Genomic DNA, 16,228 nt, shown 5'->3' on the forward strand with positions numbered 1-16,228 from the left:
TTGGTTAAGGGGCGGGCTTTAGCCCGTCCCGAGTGAGCGAAGCGAGCGACTTGAACCACTAGTTAGGCCTCACCGGGCACAACTCGTTTTGGCATCCGGGAAGAACTCATCACGGCCTGGCACATTGATGGCCTCTAGCGTCGATTGCCACCATGCGACAAGACCACGAAGTATTTCGTCTACTGAGTACTCTTCAAGAGAACCTCGATCGTCATGAGTGATGTGCATTACTACTGAAACTTCTGCTGCTCCAGATATATCAGTCGACACAATATTGGCAATCATTGTATGGAACCCACTTTGCGGTTTCCTGAGGAAGAAGTGTTTGTTTGAGTTACACACCTGATGGGATGCGTTCAAGGGACGACTAATCTTTCGAAGTGACTTCGAAAATTCTTCGCTACTGGACAGATCACAGTTAGGCAGTACTTCCATGCAGCGTTCGCCTAACAAAGGGAGTTCTTTTACGCAGTGATAGAGCCAATCGATGAGCGCCAAACTGGTAGAGAATGCGTTGATTGCTGCATAAATTCTGGCGTCTTCGACGTGTAAAACATCGGCGGGCTTAGCTTCGATACGAATTTTAACGGGTATGGCCGCTAGAAGTTCGACTTCCCAGAGAAGTTTTCTAAGAACCTGCCAGATGTTGATGAGTCCGAGTGTCCGGTCGGTCGCGTTTGTCGGCATGTGAGACCTAACTATAAATGGACACCAAATGGTGCATAACCTGCGGGCGATTTTGGTGGATAACCTTCCTGGTCATTTTCAAGATCCTTCTCTAGATCGCTGGAGTTAGCGAGGCGATGGGGTGTTTGGGAGGTTATACACCATGTCGGATAACTGCTGGCAAGTGGCAATTACGCGAAAGCTGGGATGGTTGGGAAGGGAGTAGGGAGATCGCGAGCAAGCTCGCTCCTACAAAAGCAGGGCGGGGAGGGGAAGGCGCAGCGGTTGAGCCGCTGCGCCTTTTGTTTCAGCGGTTGAAGCGTTCGACCAAGGCGTATTGGCCCTGTGCGGTGTTGGTCAGGGCTTCGCTTAGTTTGGCGGTATCGTTGGCTTCGCCGGCGGTCTGGTCGGCCAGTTGGGCGATGGTGGTGATGTTCTGGTTGATCTCGTCGGCGACGGCGCTTTGTTCTTCCGCTGCTGCGGCGATCTGGTTGGCCATGTCGGCGATATTGGCCACCGAGTCGCTGATGCCGGACAGCGCCTGATCGGCCTGCAGCACGCGTTCGACGCCCTCGTCGGCCTGCTTGCGGCCGATTTCCATGGTCAGCACGGCCTCTTCGGCGGTGCGCTGCAGTTTGGCGATCAGGGCGTGGATCTGTTCGGTGGACTCGGCGGTGCGTTGCGCCAGCGAGCGCACCTCGTCGGCCACCACGGCGAAGCCGCGGCCCATTTCGCCGGCGCGGGCAGCTTCGATGGCGGCGTTGAGGGCGAGCAGGTTGGTCTGGTCGGCAATGCCTTTGATCACGTCGACCACGCCACCGATTTCGCTACTGTCCTGGGCCAGGCGGGTAACCGTTTCACCGGTATCGCCCACCGATTGCGACAGGCGCTGGATGGCTTGGCGGGTTTCAGCGGCGATGGTGCGGCCTTCGCTGGTCAGGCGGTTGGCTTCCTGGGTGGCGATGGCGGTGCGGGCGACGTTGCTCGCCACTTCCAGGGTGGTGGCGGCCATTTCGTTGACGGCGGTGGCAACCTGTTCGGTCTCGCTGCGCTGGCGCTCGAGACCGGCCGAGCTGTTGTGCGCGAGCTTGTCGGCTTCACGCGCTTGCAGGGTGAGTTGCTCGGCCGTGTCTTGCAGGCGGGTGAGGCAGGTTTTAAGCCGTGCTTCCTGGCTGAGCATGGCCATTTCCAGGCGTGCTTCGGCGCCACGGCTGTCGGTGTACATCTGCGCGATCAGCGGGTCTGAGGTGCTTTGCTCGGCAATGCGTAGCAGGCGTTTGACGCCGCGAGTCTGCCAGGCGATGCCGGCCAGACCCAGTGGTACGGAGAGCAGGGCGGCGAGGATGAAGCCCCAGTTGCTGCCCATCCAGTGGCCGATCAGGAAACCGATCTGGCTGACCAGGATGAAGGGCATCCACGCCTGGACGATTGGCAGCCACTGGTTGCTGGACGGGATTGCCGATTTGCCGGCGTTGATCCGGGCGTACAGCGTTTCGGCGCGGCGTACTTGCTCGGCGGTCGGTTTGACGCGGACGGATTCGTAACCGACGACCTGGTTGTTTTCGGTCACGGGTGTGACGTAGGCGTTGACCCAGTAGTGGTCACCGTTCTTGCTGCGGTTCTTGACGATACCCATCCACGGACGGCCCTTCTTCAGGGTCGTCCACATATGCTCGAACACGGCGGACGGAACGTCCGGGTGGCGCACGATGTTATGTGGAGCTCGCAGCAGCTCTTCACGACTGAAACCGCTGATGTCGACGAAGGCGTCGTTGCAGTAGGTGATTTGCCCTTTGAGATCGGTGGTGGATATCAGGCGTTGTTGCGCAGGAAAAGTGCGCTCACGCTGAGTGACCGGCTGGTTGTTACGCATGGCAGGTATCCGTCGTTGTAATGCCCTGTCATCGGCCGACGAGCGGCAAAGTTGAGGGCTGAATCCATTTTCGGCGAGTGTAAACGCTTTTTGAATGACGTCACATTTCTGTCGCGGCGTTGGCCATCTCTGGCTCGACGGATAAGGAGGCCCTACCGCCAGTGGCGGCAGGGCAGGTGCATCAGTTGGCGATCATCTGGCGCAGCACGTAGTGCAGGATACCGCCGGCCTTGAAGTATTCGACCTCGTTGAGGGTGTCGATGCGGCACAGCACCTCGACTTCCTCGTGCGCGCCGTCTTCACGGGTGATGATCAACGTCAGCGGCATCTGCGGGCGCAGTTCCACGCCTTCCAGGCCTTCGATGGCCAGCACTTCCTGGCCGGTCAGTTTGAGGCTGGTGCGGTCGGTGCCCGGTTTGAACTGCAGCGGCAGCACGCCCATGCCCACCAGGTTGGAGCGGTGGATGCGCTCGAAGCTCTCGGCGATCACCGCCTTGACCCCCAGCAGGTTGGTGCCCTTGGCCGCCCAGTCGCGGCTGGAGCCGGTGCCGTATTCCTTGCCGGCGATGATCAGCAGCGGCGTGCCTTCGGCCTGGTAACGCATGGCCGCGTCGTAGATCGCCAGCTTCTCGCCGCTGGGCACGTGCAGGGTGTTGCCGCCTTCTTCGCCGCCGAGCATTTCGTTGCGGATGCGGATGTTGGCGAAGGTGCCGCGCATCATCACCTCGTGGTTGCCCCGGCGCGAGCCGTAGGAGTTGAAGTCGGCCTGGGCCACGCCGTTATCGCGCAGATAGCGCCCGGCCGGGCTGTCGGCCTTGATGTTGCCGGCCGGGGAGATGTGGTCGGTGGTCACCGAGTCACCGAGCAGAGCGAGGATGCGCGCCTGGCGGATATCGGTGATGCGTGGCGGATCACCGGCGATGTCCTCGAAGAACGGTGGATGCTGGATATAGGTGGAGTCGCCCTGCCAGGCGTAGGTGTCGGCCTTGGGCACGTTGATGGCCTGCCATTTCTCGTCGCCGGCGAAGACTTCGGCGTATTCCTTGCGAAACATGGCGGTGTCGACCTGGGCGATGGCCTGGGTGATCTCGGCCTGGGTCGGCCAGATGTCCTTGAGATACACCGGCTGACCGTCCTTGCCGGTGCCGAGGGCGTCGCTCGTCAGGTCGAGGCGCACGCTCCCGGCCAGGGCATAGGCGACCACCAGGGGCGGCGACGCCAGCCAGTTGGTTTTCACCAGCGGGTGCACGCGACCCTCGAAGTTGCGGTTACCGGAGAGCACCGAGGCGACGGTGAGGTCGGCCTGGGTGATGGCTTTCTCGATGGGCTCACGCAGCGGGCCGGAGTTGCCGATGCAGGTGGTGCAGCCGTAGCCCACCAGGTCGAAGCCGAGCTTCTCCAGATAGGGCGTCAGGCCAGCGGCATTGAAGTACTCGGTGACCACCTTGGAGCCGGGGGCCAGCGAGCTCTTCACCCAGGGCTGGCGCTGCAGGCCTTTCTCCACCGCCTTCTTGGCCAGCAGGCCGGCGGCCATCATCACGCTGGGGTTGGAGGTGTTGGTGCAGGAGGTGATAGCGGCGATCACCACGGCGCCGTCTTTCAGGCGATGGGTATGGCCGTCGTCCTCGTAGTCGATTTCGCCGCTCTGCTTGTCGCCGCCGACGGCGGTGCCGCCGCCGCCTTCGCTGAGCAGGCGACCCTCTTCCTTGGCGGTGGGCTTGAGCTGCAGGCCGACGAAGTCGTCGAAGGCCTGGCTGACCTGGCCCAGTGAGACACGATCCTGCGGGCGCTTGGGCCCGGCCAGGCTGGCTTCGACGCTGCCCATGTCCAGGCTCAGGCTGTCGGTGAACAGTGGCTCTTCGCCTGGCTCGCGCCACAGCCCCTGGGCCTTGCTGTAGGCCTCTACCAGTTGCACGGTGGCATCCGGACGGCCGGACAGGCGCAGGTAACCGAGGGTGATGTCGTCCACCGGGAAGAAGCCGCAGGTGGCGCCGTATTCCGGGGCCATGTTGGCGATGGTGGCGCGGTCGGCCAGCGGCAGGTCGGCCAGGCCGTCGCCGTAGAACTCGACGAATTTGCCCACCACGCCCTTCTTGCGCAGCATCTGGGTGACGGTCAGCACCAGGTCGGTGGCGGTGATGCCTTCCTTGAGTTTTCCGCTGAGCTTGAAGCCGATCACCTCGGGAATCAGCATCGACACCGGCTGGCCGAGCATGGCCGCTTCCGCCTCGATGCCGCCGACGCCCCAGCCGAGCACGCCGAGGCCGTTGATCATGGTGGTGTGCGAGTCGGTACCGACCAGGGTGTCGGGGTAGGCGAGGGTGACGCCATCTTCCTCCTTGGTCCACACGGTGCGCGCCAGGTATTCGAGGTTGACCTGGTGGCAGATGCCGGTGCCCGGCGGCACCACGCTGAAGTTGTCGAAAGCGTGCTGGCCCCAGCGCAGAAAGGCGTAGCGCTCGCCGTTGCGCTGCATTTCCAGTTCGACGTTGTCATGGAAGGCGCTGGAGGAGGCGTAGCGGTCGACCATCACCGAATGGTCGATGACCAGATCCACCGGCGACAGCGGGTTGATCCGCTGTGGGTCGCCGCCGGCCTTGGCCATGGCGTCGCGCATGGCGGCCAGGTCGACCACCGCCGGTACGCCGGTGAAGTCCTGCATCAATACGCGCGCCGGGCGGTACTGGATCTCGCGGTCGGAGGCGCGCTGGTCGAGCCAGTCGACCATGGCTTGCAGATCCTGCGGCTGCACGGTCTGGCCGTCTTCGTTGCGCAGCAGGTTTTCCAGCAGGACCTTGAGCGACTTGGGCAGGCGGTCGATGTTGCCGAGGCGCTGAGCGGCTTCGGGCAGGCTGAAATAGTGGTAGGTGGCGTCGCCGACTTTCAGTTCGCGGCGGCAGTTCAGGCTATCGAGGGAGGGCATTGCACATCTCCTTGGGCCCGCACGGTTCGGGCTGTGTCTGATGGCGGCAGACCTTCAAGCTAGTTCGGCTTGGGCTGTCTGGCTAGCGCATTTCCTTTATCGGTCGCTATACGCTGCCTGTTCTGGGTGGCCGGACCCCACCGAAACGCGATGGCTGGTGGCTCTGTATCTGTAGGCAGCGCATATGTAGCTGGACAGGTTTAGCGGCTCGGGGTTCCGCTCTCGGGTATCATGCGCGCCCCAAGGAGACCCTTTGATGAATACCCTGTTTCTGCATTGCCGCCCCGGTTTCGAAGGGGAGGTTTGCGCCGAGATCACCGACCTCGCCGCACGCCTGGACGTACCAGGCTACTCCAAGACCAAGCCCGGCAGTGCGTGCGCCGAGTTCGTCTGCAGCGAGGCTGCCGATTGCGAGCGGCTGATGCGCGGCGTGCGTTTCAACCAGCTGATCTTCCCGCGGCAATGGGCGCGCGGGGCCTACGTCAGCCTGCCGGAAAGCGACCGTATCAGCGTGTTGCTGGAGGCGCTGGCCGACTACCCGGTGTGCGGCAGCCTGTGGCTGGAAGTGGTGGATACCAACGACGGCAAGGAGCTCTCGACCTTCTGCAAGAAGTTCGAGGCGCCGCTGCGCAAGGCCTTGCTCAAGGCCGGCAAGCTGGTGGACGACGCGAAGAAGCCGCGCCTGCTGCTGACCTTCAAGAGTGGCCGCGAGGTGTTCGCCGGTATCGCCGAGGCGGACAACCAGGCGATGTGGCCTATGGGTATTCCGCGCTTGAAGTTTCCGCGCGAGGCGCCGAGCCGCTCCACGCTGAAACTGGAGGAAGCCTGGCACCACTTCATCCCCCGTGAGCAGTGGGATCAGCGCCTGGCGCCGGGCATGACCGCCGTGGACCTGGGCGCTGCGCCCGGCGGCTGGACGTGGCAACTGGTCAATCGGGAAATCCGCGTCACCGCCGTGGACAACGGGCCGATGGCCGAAAGCCTGATGTATTCCGGCTTCGTCGTGCACCAGCGCGCTGACGGCTTCACTTTCCGCCCGCGGCATCCGGTGCACTGGATGGTCTGCGATATCGTCGAGAAGCCGGCACGCACGGCGGCGATGATTGAAACCTGGTTGGGCGAGGGGCTGTGCCGCGAGGCGGTGGTCAACCTCAAGTTGCCGATGAAGCAGCGTTACGCCGAAGTGCGGCGCCTGCTCGATCGCATCGAGTCTGGGCTGGCGGAGCGCGGCCTGAAGGTCAGCATCGGCTGCAAGCAGCTCTATCACGACCGTGAAGAGGTGACCTGCCATCTGCGCCGTCACGGCAAGTGACGAGAGCCAGTTTTTAACGCAGTGGCGCAGCAGGCGTTAAGCAAACCGGGCGCGGGCCTGGACAGGCCCGGCCCGGACTCCCGCGTCGCTCCAGGCTCCACCTGAAGCTGGCGTGCGTACCCTCCATGATCCGCCAGAGCGCAGGCACTGTGCCGCAGTTGGCGGATGCGCGCTGCCCATCCAAGGTTGTGCGCGCAGGGTGACCTGAAGGTCAGCTTTGCGCGACAATGCGCGCCTGCCTGTGGAGCCCCTTATGTCCGAAGCCCTGACCCTCAATCACGATGACCTGCTCGACGCCAGCGGCCTTAATTGCCCGGAGCCGGTGATGATGTTGCACAACAAGGTGCGCGATTTGTCGCCGGGTGGCTTGCTCAAGGTGATCGCCACTGATCCCTCGACCCGTCGTGATATCCCCAAGTTCTGCGTGTTTCTCGGCCACGAGCTGCTGGGCCAGGCTGAAGAAGATGGCAGCTATCTGTACTGGATTCGCAAGAAAGCCGATTAGGCCGCGCATGTCACAAGTAGGGTGCGCCGTGCGTACCTGTGCTGTGCTTTGATCTGTGCTTGCCCGTGGTTATAGGTGCGCGCGGCGCACCCTACGGGTTTCCCGCGCTATTCCATCCCGCTTGTCCCGGCGCCAGGCCGCAGCTGTTGAGCAAGGTCTGCCAGGCTTTGACGTGGCGCGCCGTGGCCGTGCGGAAATCCTGCCATAACGAATCCTGCTCGCCGGCCAAGCGCAGCAGGTGCTCGCGGGTGCCCGTGGGAATGCCCTCGATGCCCTGCAGCTGCAGCAGCGCTGCCTGCCACTGCTGGCCGCGTTGGTCGACCTGCGCCAGGTAGGGTTGCAGGCCGCCTGCGTAGAACTTGACGAAGATGTTCTGCAGGATGCGCCCGCGTGGCGTTGCCTGGCCCAGTGGGCACAGCGGGCGGCTCTGCTGGCGTTGCTCCAGCAGTTCGCTGCCTGCATCGAGGGTGTGGCGCAGGCTGGCCAGGCTGGTGATCAGCTGACCACCTTGCTCGCTGGCGTAAAGGGCGAAGTACAGCGGCTCCAGCTGTTCGGCGCTCGGCGGGAGCTGCGCGGGCAGGGCGGCGCCGATGTGCGCCAGCCGCTGCAGGGCGTCCAGTGCGGCGCTGTCTTCCTGGGCGTCTACTGGCAAGGCCTGGTCGGCGAAGCGCAGGTAGTGCTCGAACTCCGGGCTGCCGTTGAGCGCGTTCCAGAACACCGCAGGCAATTGCTGGCGCTTGTCGTTGGCCAGGCGTTGCAGGGCGGGCTTCAGGCTGGAGTCGTCCTGCAGGTGCGGCAGACAGTTGTCGATGGCCCGCAGCAGATCACCTTCGTAGCCCAGGCGCTGGCTGGGCATCAATTGCTTGCCCAGGCTGCTGTTGCGCTGGCTGATCAGTTGTTGCAGGTGCGGACAACGACGCGCATCGATGATCAGATCGAGCAGGCCGATACGCAGCTCGGGAATCTCGCTAAGCCGCTCACGCCGGGCTGGTAGGCGGTACTGGCTGACACTGCGATTGTCGAAGGCGTTGACGTCAGCAGCATCGAGTGAGCGTTGCAGGCGTTGCAGGTAATCGCTCTGCAGGGCCAGGCCATCGTTGGCCGGGCCGCAGCCGGTGAGCATGAAGAAGCAGAGAAGCAGGGCGAGTCGGGTCATGCGCTCAGTCTAGAGGCGATGGCCTACCTATCCAACACGTCAGGCCGCGCGGCGAATGCGCTTGCGCGCGCTGCGGGCCAAGCGCACGGTGAGCATCGCGGCAGCGCAGGTCAGCCCGACCACCAGGCCCTGCCACAGGCCGCTGGGGCCACTGGGTTCGCCGAACAGGTCGGAAAGCCCCAACGCATAACCTACCGGCAAGCCGATGCCCCAGTAGGCGAACAGGGTCAGCAGCATGGTGATGCGCGTGTCCTGATAGCCGCGCAGTGCGCCGGCAGCGGTCACCTGGATGGCGTCAGAGAACTGAAACAGCGCGGCATAGACGATCAACGTTGCCGCGACCGTGATGACGGTCTTGTCCGGGGTGTAGATTTGCGCGATCTGTTCGCGCAACACGAACATCAGGCTGGCCGATATGCAGGCATATCCCAGCGCCGCGGCCATGCTCACCCCGGCGGCGAAGCGTGCTTCACGCGGTTGGCCACGGCCCAGCGCTTGGCCGACGCGCACGGTGGCGGCCATGGCCAGCGAGTAGGGGATCATGAACACCATGGAGCTGAAGTTGAGCGCAATCTGGTGCCCGGCCACCACAGTGGCGCCGAGGCCGCCGATCAGCAGGGCGATCACCGCGAAGATGCTCGATTCGGCAAATACTGCGATGCCGATCGGCACGCCGATGCTCAGCAGGCGTTTGATCACCGGCCACTGCGGCCATTCGAAATGAGCGAACAGCGCGCTGTTGCGGTAGTAGGGCGCCCATTTCACCCAGACCAGCATGCCGATCAGCATGAAGCCCATCACTAGGGCGGTCGCCCAGCCGCAGCCAACGCCACCCATGGCCGGCAGGCCGAACTTGCCGTAGATGAAGATGTAGTTGGCCGGGATGTTCAGCAGCAGGCCGATAATGCCCAGCACCATGCTCGGGCGGGTATGGCCAAGACCATCGCTGAAGCAGCGCAGCACGTGGTATAGCGCCACCGCCGGGAAGCCACAGGCCACCGCGCGCAGGTAGCCCATCGCCGGGGTGATCAGCACCGGGTCGACGTTCATCGTGCACAGGATGAATTCAGCGTTCCACAACAGCGCCGCTGCGCTGCCGCCGACGGCCAGCGCCAGCCACAGGGCCTGGCGCACCAATGGGCCGATTTCGGCCTCTTCGCCAGCGCCGAAGCGTTGTGCGACCTTGGGCGTGGTGGCCAGCAGGATGCCGGTCATCAGCAGGAACACCGGCACCCAGATCGAGTTGCCCAGCGCCACGGCAGCCAGGTCCTGCGGGCTGACGCGTCCGGCCATCAGTGTGTCGACGAAGCCCATGGCGGTGTGCGCCAACTGGGCGATGATGATTGGCGTGGCCAGGATCATGAGGCTGCGCAGTTCCGTGCGCACGCGGCCAAGGCGGGTGTCGGTGGACATTTCGACTCTTCGGGATAACAGGAAACCGCGTAGTCTACGCCTTGACGTAGCGGTCAGGAAAGCGCGATCTACCCCTCTGCCTGGCGGCCTGTGGGGCGACGCTGAGGTATCGGCTGGCTTAGAATGGCGGCCTGCCCGATGGAGCCCGCCATGCACATAGTCGCCGACGAAAACATTCCCCTGCTCGATGAGTTCTTCGCTGCGTTCGGCAGCATCCGTCGCTTGCCAGGGCGCAGCATCAGCGCGGCCGATGTGCGTGATGCCGACCTGCTGCTGGTGCGCTCGGTGACCCAGGTGAATCGCGCCTTGCTCGAAGGCAGCCGGGTACGCTTCGTCGGCACCTGCACCATCGGCACCGACCATCTGGAACTCAATTACTTCGCTAAAGCAGGCATCGCCTGGAGCAGCGCGCCGGGCTGCAACGCCCGTGGCGTGGTGGATTACGTGCTGGGCAGCGTGCTGACCTTGGCCGAGCGCGAGGGCGTCGACCCGGCGGCGCGCGTGTACGGTGTGGTGGGGGCTGGGCAGGTTGGCGGGCGTCTGGTCACTCTGTTGCAGGGGCTGGGCTGGCAGGTGCGGGTGTGCGACCCGCCACGCCAGGCTGCCGAGGGCGGCGACTTCGTCAGCTTGGCGCAGATCATCGACGAATGCGATGTGATCAGCCTACATACGCCGCTGGATGCTTCGACTCGCCATCTGTTCGATGCGGCGCGCCTGGCTGCACTCAGGCCTGGCACCTGGCTGATCAACGCGAGTCGTGGCGCGGTAGTGGACAACGCTGCGCTGCGTGCATTGCTGCCTGAGCGAGACGATCTCAAGGCCGTGCTGGACGTCTGGGAAGGCGAGCCGCAGGCCGATGTCGAGCTGGCCACCCTGTGCCAATTAGCGACGCCGCATATTGCCGGCTACAGCCTGGACGGCAAGCTGCGCGGCACAGCGCAGATCTACCAGGCCTGCTGCCGAGCGTTGGGCGTGGGTGAGCAGGTGAGTCTGGCCGATCTGCTGCCGGCGCCCTGGTTGAGCGAGTTGAGTATCAATAGCAGCGCCGATCCGGCCTGGGCGCTGGCCAGTATTTGCCGCTCGGTGTACGACCCACGGCGCGACGATGCGGATTTTCGCCGTAGTCTGGTCGGCGATGCCGATGCCCGTCGCGCCGGCTTCGACCGCCTGCGCAAGCATTACCCTATGCGCCGCGAAATCGACGGCCTGCGCGTACGCATTCAGGGTGATGCAGCACCACTGACCGCACTGGTGCGAGCCCTGGGCGCGACCCTTCTGTAGGGTGCGCTGTGCGCACCGGCTGATATCGCAGAGCCCCTAGGTGCGCACAGCCTAGGCGGCCCCGCAACACCCTACGATAAGGCGCTATCCATGCGCCTTATTTTGCATTAATTAAATTGCATGCAATTTAATTGCTCGCTACCTTGTTCGTCACTTTCAGCCCATTCAGGACGATTCCCCATGAGCAGCGCGCTTTTCGACATTCCGGTCACCACCATCAAGGGTGAGCAGAAGACTCTCGCCGATTACGCTGGCAAGGCCGTGCTGGTGGTCAACACCGCCAGCAAATGCGGGTTCACCCCGCAGTACAAGGGCCTGGAAAACGTCTGGCAGCAATACAAGGACAAGGGCCTGGTGGTGCTTGGTTTCCCGTGCAATCAGTTCGGCAAGCAGGAGCCGGGTGACGAGGGCGCGATCTCCGAGTTCTGCGAGCTGAACTTCGGCGTCAGCTTCCCGCTGTTCAAGAAGGTCGACGTCAATGGCGCCGATGCTCACCCGTTGTTCGTGCAGTTGAAGAAGCGCGCGCCGGGCCTGCTGGGCAGCCAGGGCATCAAGTGGAACTTCACCAAGTTCCTGATTGGTGCGGACGGCAAGGTGGTCAAGCGCTTCGCCCCGACCACCAAGCCCGAAGAGCTGAGCAGCGAGATCGAAGCCCTGCTGAAATGAGTGCGTTCGATGCCGCTGGGCTGCAGTTGGACAACCAGCTGTGCTTCAAGCTCTACGCTGCTTCCCGCGCGGTGGTCCGCGCCTACAAGCCGATGCTCGACGCCCTCGGCCTGACCTATCCGCAGTATCTGGTGATGCTGGTGCTGTGGGAGTGGCAGGAGCGAGCGCCTGAGCAGCCGACGCTCAAGGCGCTCGGGCAGCGCCTGCAGTTGGACTCCGGGACCCTGACACCGCTGCTCAAGCGCCTGGAGCAAATGGGCCTGGTGCAGCGCCGCCGCGCCCAGGCGGACGAGCGCGAAGTGCATCTGGCGCTGAGCGAGGCCGGCGGGGCGTTACAGGTGCAGGTCCTGCCGCTGAAGGCGCAGTTGCTCTGCCAGTTCGGCGATCAGGATCTGCTGGAGATGGAAGGGCTGCGGCGTAGTCTGGATCATCTGTTGGCCAAGCTCAGCGAGTGAGGTCGGCGGGCAGCCAGGTGTCGAGAATGGCTGCCAGTTCCTCGCGGCGGAAGGGTTTGGCCAGGTAGTCGTTCATGCCGGCGGCGCGGCAGCGTTCGCGTTCGTCGGATAGCGCATTGGCGGTCAGGGCGACGATGGGCAACTCCGGCCAGCGGCCATTGCTGCGAATGCGCCGGCTGGCCTCGTAGCCGTCCATCACCGGCATGTTGCAGTCCATCAGGATCAGGTCGACAGGCTCCTGCTCCAATACTTCCAGCGCTTCACCACCATGCCCGGCCACCAGCACCTGGTAGCCGAGCTTGGCCAGCATGCCCTTGGCCACCATCTGATTGACCGGGTTGTCTTCAACCAGCAGCACACGCGCCGTACTTTCTCGCGCAGGCTGAGCCTGAGTGCTGCTGTGAACATCGTCGTCGTCGCTGTGCAGTATGTGCCGCAGCACCTGTAGCAGGCCGTTGCGTGCCAGCGGACGGGCAATCTGCTGCAGGGGCATCAAGCGTTGCGCCTGGTCGTGCGGCAGGAAGTTGCCGTAGGCGGTGACCAGCAGCACCGGCGTGCCAATCGCCGGGTGAATGCCAAGCAGGCATTGCGGGCAATCGCTGATCAGCAAGTCGGCTTCTACACCGTGCAGGTTGGCATCGGTATCCAGGCGCCGATAACTCAGGCCCCAGGCCGGTAGCCACTGGTTGAGCATCTGCTGCAGGCCACTGCTGGCTGGGGTAAGCGCGACGATGCGACCTTGTAGCGCAGGTTGTGGGCTGGCTTGCGCATGGGTTGGCAGCGGCAGTTCGGCGCTGAACTCACTGCCGAAGCCTTCTTTCGATTGCAGGGTCAGCTTGCCGTGCATCGCTTCGCACAAGCGGCGTGTCAGTGCCAAGCCGAGCCCGGTGCCGCCGTATTCACGGGTAATGCCCACTTCTGCTTGGGCGAAGGGCTGGAAAATGCGCGCCTGGGCATCCTCGGCGATGCCGATGCCGGTGTCGCGCACGCGAATGCTGATGCCGTCCACGCCGCAGGCGACGATCAGGTCGACGCGGCCGAAACGGGTGAATTTGAGCGCGTTGGACAGCAGGTTGCTGACGATCTGGCGCACCCGTGTCGGGTCGCCCTGCACCTGAGCCGGCAGTTCCGGATCGATCAGACAGGTCAGCTCCACTGCGCTGGCCGCGTTCTGCGACAGCAGGCTGGCGGTTTCTTCGGCCAGCGCGCCGAGATCGAAGGGAATTTCCTCCAGTTCGAGCTGGCCCGCCTCGAATTTGGACAGGTCGAGAATGTCGTTGAGCAGCTCCACCAGTACCTTGCCGGAGTCATGGGCGATGCCCAGTTGCTGGCGCTGTTCGGCGCTAAGCGGCCCGTCCAGCGCCAGGGCGAGCATGCCTAGCAGGCCATTGAGCGGGGTGCGAATCTCATGGCTCATGTTGGCGAGGAAAGCCGAGCGCGCCTGCGCCATGTTCAGGGCAGTGGTGCGCGCGGCTTCCAGTTCGGCGTTGGACTGGCTGAGGCGCACGTTGGTCGCCTTGAGTTCAGCGGTGCGCGCCGAAACGATGTTTTCCAGTTCGCTCAGGTATTGGGTCAGGCGGTCTTCGGCATTACGCCGTTGCTCGATCTCCAGGGCGATGCTCGACAGCTGGCGGTTGGTGACCTCGACCAGGGTGCCGATCTCGTCGCGTTCGTGGCCTTTGGGGCAGGGCACCGGGCGGTGTTGCGGGTCCTGTGGATTGCGCTCGCTGAGGGCGCGAATCACCCCGGTCAGGGGTTTGGTCAGCATGAAGTAGAACAGCACCAGCAGAATCAGCGACAGCAGCAGGCTGCGCGCGAAACCAGTGAGCAGGGTGAGCATCGAGCGTTTCAGGAAGTGACTGCCAAAGGCGTAGGTGTCGATTTCCAGGCGCAGAAAACCCAGGGCCTCGTCGGGCGCGTGGCTGACGTAGAGCGGGTCCTGGAACTGTCGCTGAGCGCCGAACAGGCTGTCGCTGAATAGCCGATAACGGCTTTCGCTACGTGGACGGCTGACGCTGGCCAGGACCAGGCCGCTGTTGTCGATCAGTTCGGCACGGGTCACCGCGGGTGAGCGCAACAGGCCGAGGACCAGTTCCTGGGCCAGTTCGGCGTCGATGTTGTAGGCGATGCGGGCGGCGGGGTTGTGGCTGATTTCCAGTAGCGCACGAATCTCGCGGTTGATGGAGGCTTCTTCGCTGGCATAATCGATCGCCACCTGGGTGACGCTGAGCAGCGTGCCAAGGATAAACGCCACCAAGACGGTCAGGCCGGCCTGTTTGAACGACAGGCGATTGGTGAGCGAAATATCCATACAGGCGTGCGTAGTCTCTGATCCTTGGGCGCCTGCCAAGCATAGCTGATAGCGACACTGTACCGGCAGAGCCTGCAACGTGCGGTTCTGCGCAAAAGGAGTAGTAGACCGTGGATTCCCGATTGCTGGATTTTCTCGCTCGCGCCGAGCAGGTGCTGGAGCGTATAGAGCCGATGCTGCCTGCGCTGCGTCCGCAAGTGGATTGGAACCAGTGCGTGGCGGCGCGCTGGGTACGTGATGGTCGCAGCGGTTACCTGTTGCCGCTGGATGTCAGCCTCGACCTGTCGCTGAGCGATCTGCTGGGGATCGACGTTCAGCGTGAGCAGTTGGCGCGTAATACCCGTCAGTTCGTCAGCGGCATGCCGGCCAACCACGCCTTGCTCTGGGGCGCTCGCGGTACCGGTAAATCGTCGCTGGTGCGTGCCTTGCTCGCCGAGCATGCCCAGGCCGGCCTGCGCCTGGTCGAGATCGAGCGCGACCACCTGGCCGACCTGCCGCGGTTGGTCGAGCTGCTGGCTGGTTTGCCGCAGCGCTTCGTGCTGTTTTGCGACGACTTGTCGTTCGAGGCGGGTGAGGGCGATTATCGGGTGCTCAAGAGCGTGCTCGACGGCTCGTTGGAGCAAGCGCCGGACAACGTGTTGCTGTATGCCACTTCCAATCGCCGTCATCTGGTACCCGAGCATCAGAGCGACAACGAGAACTGGAAGAGGGTCGACGGCGAGCTGCACCCCAACGAGGCGGTGGAAGACAAGATCGCGTTGTCGGATCGTTTTGGCCTGTGGCTGTCGTTCTATCCCTTCAGCCAGGATCACTTCCTAATCGTTGTGCGCCATTGGGTGGACGTGCAGGCGCGTCAGGCCGGGCTGAACTGGCGCTGGGACGAGGCGCTGGAAAAAGCCGCCATCCGCTGGGCGTTGGGCCGTGGCAATCGCAATGGCCGCTGCGCCTATCAATTCGCCCGGCACTGGGTCGGGCTGCAACTGCTGGAGCAACAGGCATGATCGATCTTTCTCAGGCCGGCGGCGATCTCAACGGTTATCCGCTGCTGAGTGCGCAGTTGCAGGCGCTGCTGTCCGGCGAGCGCGACTTCATCGCCAATGCCGCGCAATTTTCCGCCTTCCTGTTTCACGAGCTGGCTGACCTGAACTGGGCCGGCTTCTACCTGGCCAAGGATGGCGAGCTGGTGCTCGGTCCGTTCCAGGGCAAGGTGGCGTGCGTGCGCATCGCCTTCGGTCGTGGCGTCTGTGGCGCGGCAGCGGCCAGCCAGCAGACGCAGCGGGTCGAAGATGTACATGCCTTCCCGGGGCATATTGCCTGCGACAGTGCGTCGAACAGCGAGCTGGTGGTGCCCTTGGTCAAGGAGGGGCGCCTGATCGGCGTGCTGGACCTGGATAGCCCGTCGGTGGGGCGTTTCACCGAGGTGGATCAGGCCGGTATCGAAGCGCTGGCAGCGATTTTCCTGGCCGCCAGCGATTGTTGAATACGCCTATGGCGATGCGGCAGTCCGGGCGCGATTCAGTAGGGTGCGCCGTGCGCACCGGTTACTGAAGCTGATTTCGAAGTCGGTGCGCACGGTGTTCAGCCGGGGGACATGGTAAACACCTGTCGGGGGACATGGGTAACAGGTTGATGATCATGTTGCCCGTTGCCTCAGGTCTATCTGACGC

The 16,228-nt window shown here is 63.6% G+C and carries 13 protein-coding genes; 7 read left to right on the plus strand and 6 right to left on the minus strand.

The features are described from left to right. Positions 1 to 69: 69 nt before the first annotated feature. The 3 genes from BM059_RS25340 to acnA all read right to left on the minus strand — a co-directional run bounded on the left by BM059_RS25340 (position 70) and on the right by acnA (position 5,462). The gene (locus tag BM059_RS25340) at positions 70 to 687 is read right to left on the minus strand and encodes a hypothetical protein (RefSeq protein ID WP_139220794.1); all 618 of its coding nucleotides are present in this window, start codon (positions 685 to 687) and stop codon (positions 70 to 72) included. 286 nt (positions 688 to 973) lie between these two features. Continuing rightward, the gene (locus BM059_RS24760; protein WP_074941734.1) at positions 974 to 2,539 is read right to left on the minus strand and encodes a methyl-accepting chemotaxis protein; all 1,566 of its coding nucleotides are present in this window, start codon (positions 2,537 to 2,539) and stop codon (positions 974 to 976) included. Positions 2,540 to 2,720: 181 nt separating this feature from the next. Continuing rightward, on the minus strand, positions 2,721 to 5,462 hold the full coding sequence (gene acnA, locus BM059_RS24765) for an aconitate hydratase AcnA (protein WP_074941735.1): 2,742 nt from the start codon (positions 5,460 to 5,462) through the stop codon (positions 2,721 to 2,723). A gap of 256 nt (positions 5,463 to 5,718) precedes the next feature. On the opposite strand from acnA, the gene rlmM reads away from it, so the two are divergent. Together rlmM and tusA are read left to right on the plus strand one after the other, a co-directional pair. Continuing rightward, positions 5,719 to 6,774, plus strand: a complete 1,056-nt coding sequence (rlmM, locus tag BM059_RS24770) for a 23S rRNA (cytidine(2498)-2'-O)-methyltransferase RlmM (RefSeq protein WP_074941736.1) — start codon at positions 5,719 to 5,721, stop codon at positions 6,772 to 6,774. Positions 6,775 to 7,027: 253 nt separating this feature from the next. Continuing rightward, positions 7,028 to 7,279: a sulfurtransferase TusA gene (tusA, locus tag BM059_RS24775; RefSeq protein ID WP_037002734.1), complete on the plus strand. Its 252-nt coding sequence runs from the start codon at positions 7,028 to 7,030 to the stop codon at positions 7,277 to 7,279. A 91-nt stretch (positions 7,280 to 7,370) separates the two neighbouring features. On the opposite strand, the gene BM059_RS24780 is transcribed toward tusA, so the two are convergent. Both BM059_RS24780 and BM059_RS24785 read right to left on the minus strand, forming a co-directional pair. Continuing rightward, positions 7,371 to 8,435 (minus strand): DUF3080 domain-containing protein, encoded by a 1,065-nt coding sequence (locus BM059_RS24780; RefSeq protein WP_074941737.1) that lies wholly within the window; start codon positions 8,433 to 8,435, stop codon positions 7,371 to 7,373. 39 nt (positions 8,436 to 8,474) lie between these two features. Beyond that, positions 8,475 to 9,848, minus strand: a complete 1,374-nt coding sequence (locus tag BM059_RS24785; RefSeq protein WP_074941738.1) for an MATE family efflux transporter — start codon at positions 9,846 to 9,848, stop codon at positions 8,475 to 8,477. Between the two features lie 150 nt (positions 9,849 to 9,998). Here BM059_RS24785 and pdxB point away from each other — a divergent pair, with 150 nt between their 5' ends. The 3 genes from pdxB to BM059_RS24800 all read left to right on the plus strand — a co-directional run bounded on the left by pdxB (position 9,999) and on the right by BM059_RS24800 (position 12,250). After that, entirely contained in the window at positions 9,999 to 11,129 is a 1,131-nt protein-coding gene (pdxB, locus tag BM059_RS24790; RefSeq protein ID WP_074941739.1) for a 4-phosphoerythronate dehydrogenase PdxB, read from the plus strand. 180 nt (positions 11,130 to 11,309) lie between these two features. Continuing rightward, entirely contained in the window at positions 11,310 to 11,795 is a 486-nt protein-coding gene (locus BM059_RS24795; protein ID WP_074941740.1) for a glutathione peroxidase, read from the plus strand. Then, on the plus strand, positions 11,792 to 12,250 hold the full coding sequence (locus BM059_RS24800; protein ID WP_074941741.1) for a MarR family winged helix-turn-helix transcriptional regulator: 459 nt from the start codon (positions 11,792 to 11,794) through the stop codon (positions 12,248 to 12,250). The genes BM059_RS24795 and BM059_RS24800 overlap by 4 nt, the downstream gene beginning before the upstream one ends. On the opposite strand, the gene BM059_RS24805 is transcribed toward BM059_RS24800, so the two are convergent. After that, positions 12,240 to 14,561 carry a response regulator gene (locus BM059_RS24805; RefSeq protein WP_074941742.1) on the minus strand — a complete coding sequence of 774 codons (2,322 nt, stop codon included), beginning with the start codon at positions 14,559 to 14,561 and terminating at the stop codon, positions 12,240 to 12,242. The genes BM059_RS24800 and BM059_RS24805 overlap by 11 nt on opposite strands. 110 nt (positions 14,562 to 14,671) lie before the next feature. Here BM059_RS24805 and BM059_RS24810 point away from each other — a divergent pair, with 110 nt between their 5' ends. Next, a complete protein-coding gene (locus BM059_RS24810) occupies positions 14,672 to 15,562 on the plus strand; it encodes an ATP-binding protein (protein WP_074941743.1) in 891 nt (296 codons plus the stop codon). Then, positions 15,559 to 16,041, plus strand: a complete 483-nt coding sequence (locus BM059_RS24815; RefSeq protein WP_037002721.1) for a GAF domain-containing protein — start codon at positions 15,559 to 15,561, stop codon at positions 16,039 to 16,041. Before BM059_RS24810 ends, BM059_RS24815 begins: the two co-directional genes overlap by 4 nt. Positions 16,042 to 16,228 lie beyond the last annotated feature (187 nt).

Source organism: Ectopseudomonas composti (assembly GCF_900115475.1).
Taxonomy (GTDB): Bacteria; Pseudomonadota; Gammaproteobacteria; order Pseudomonadales; family Pseudomonadaceae; genus Aquipseudomonas; species Aquipseudomonas composti.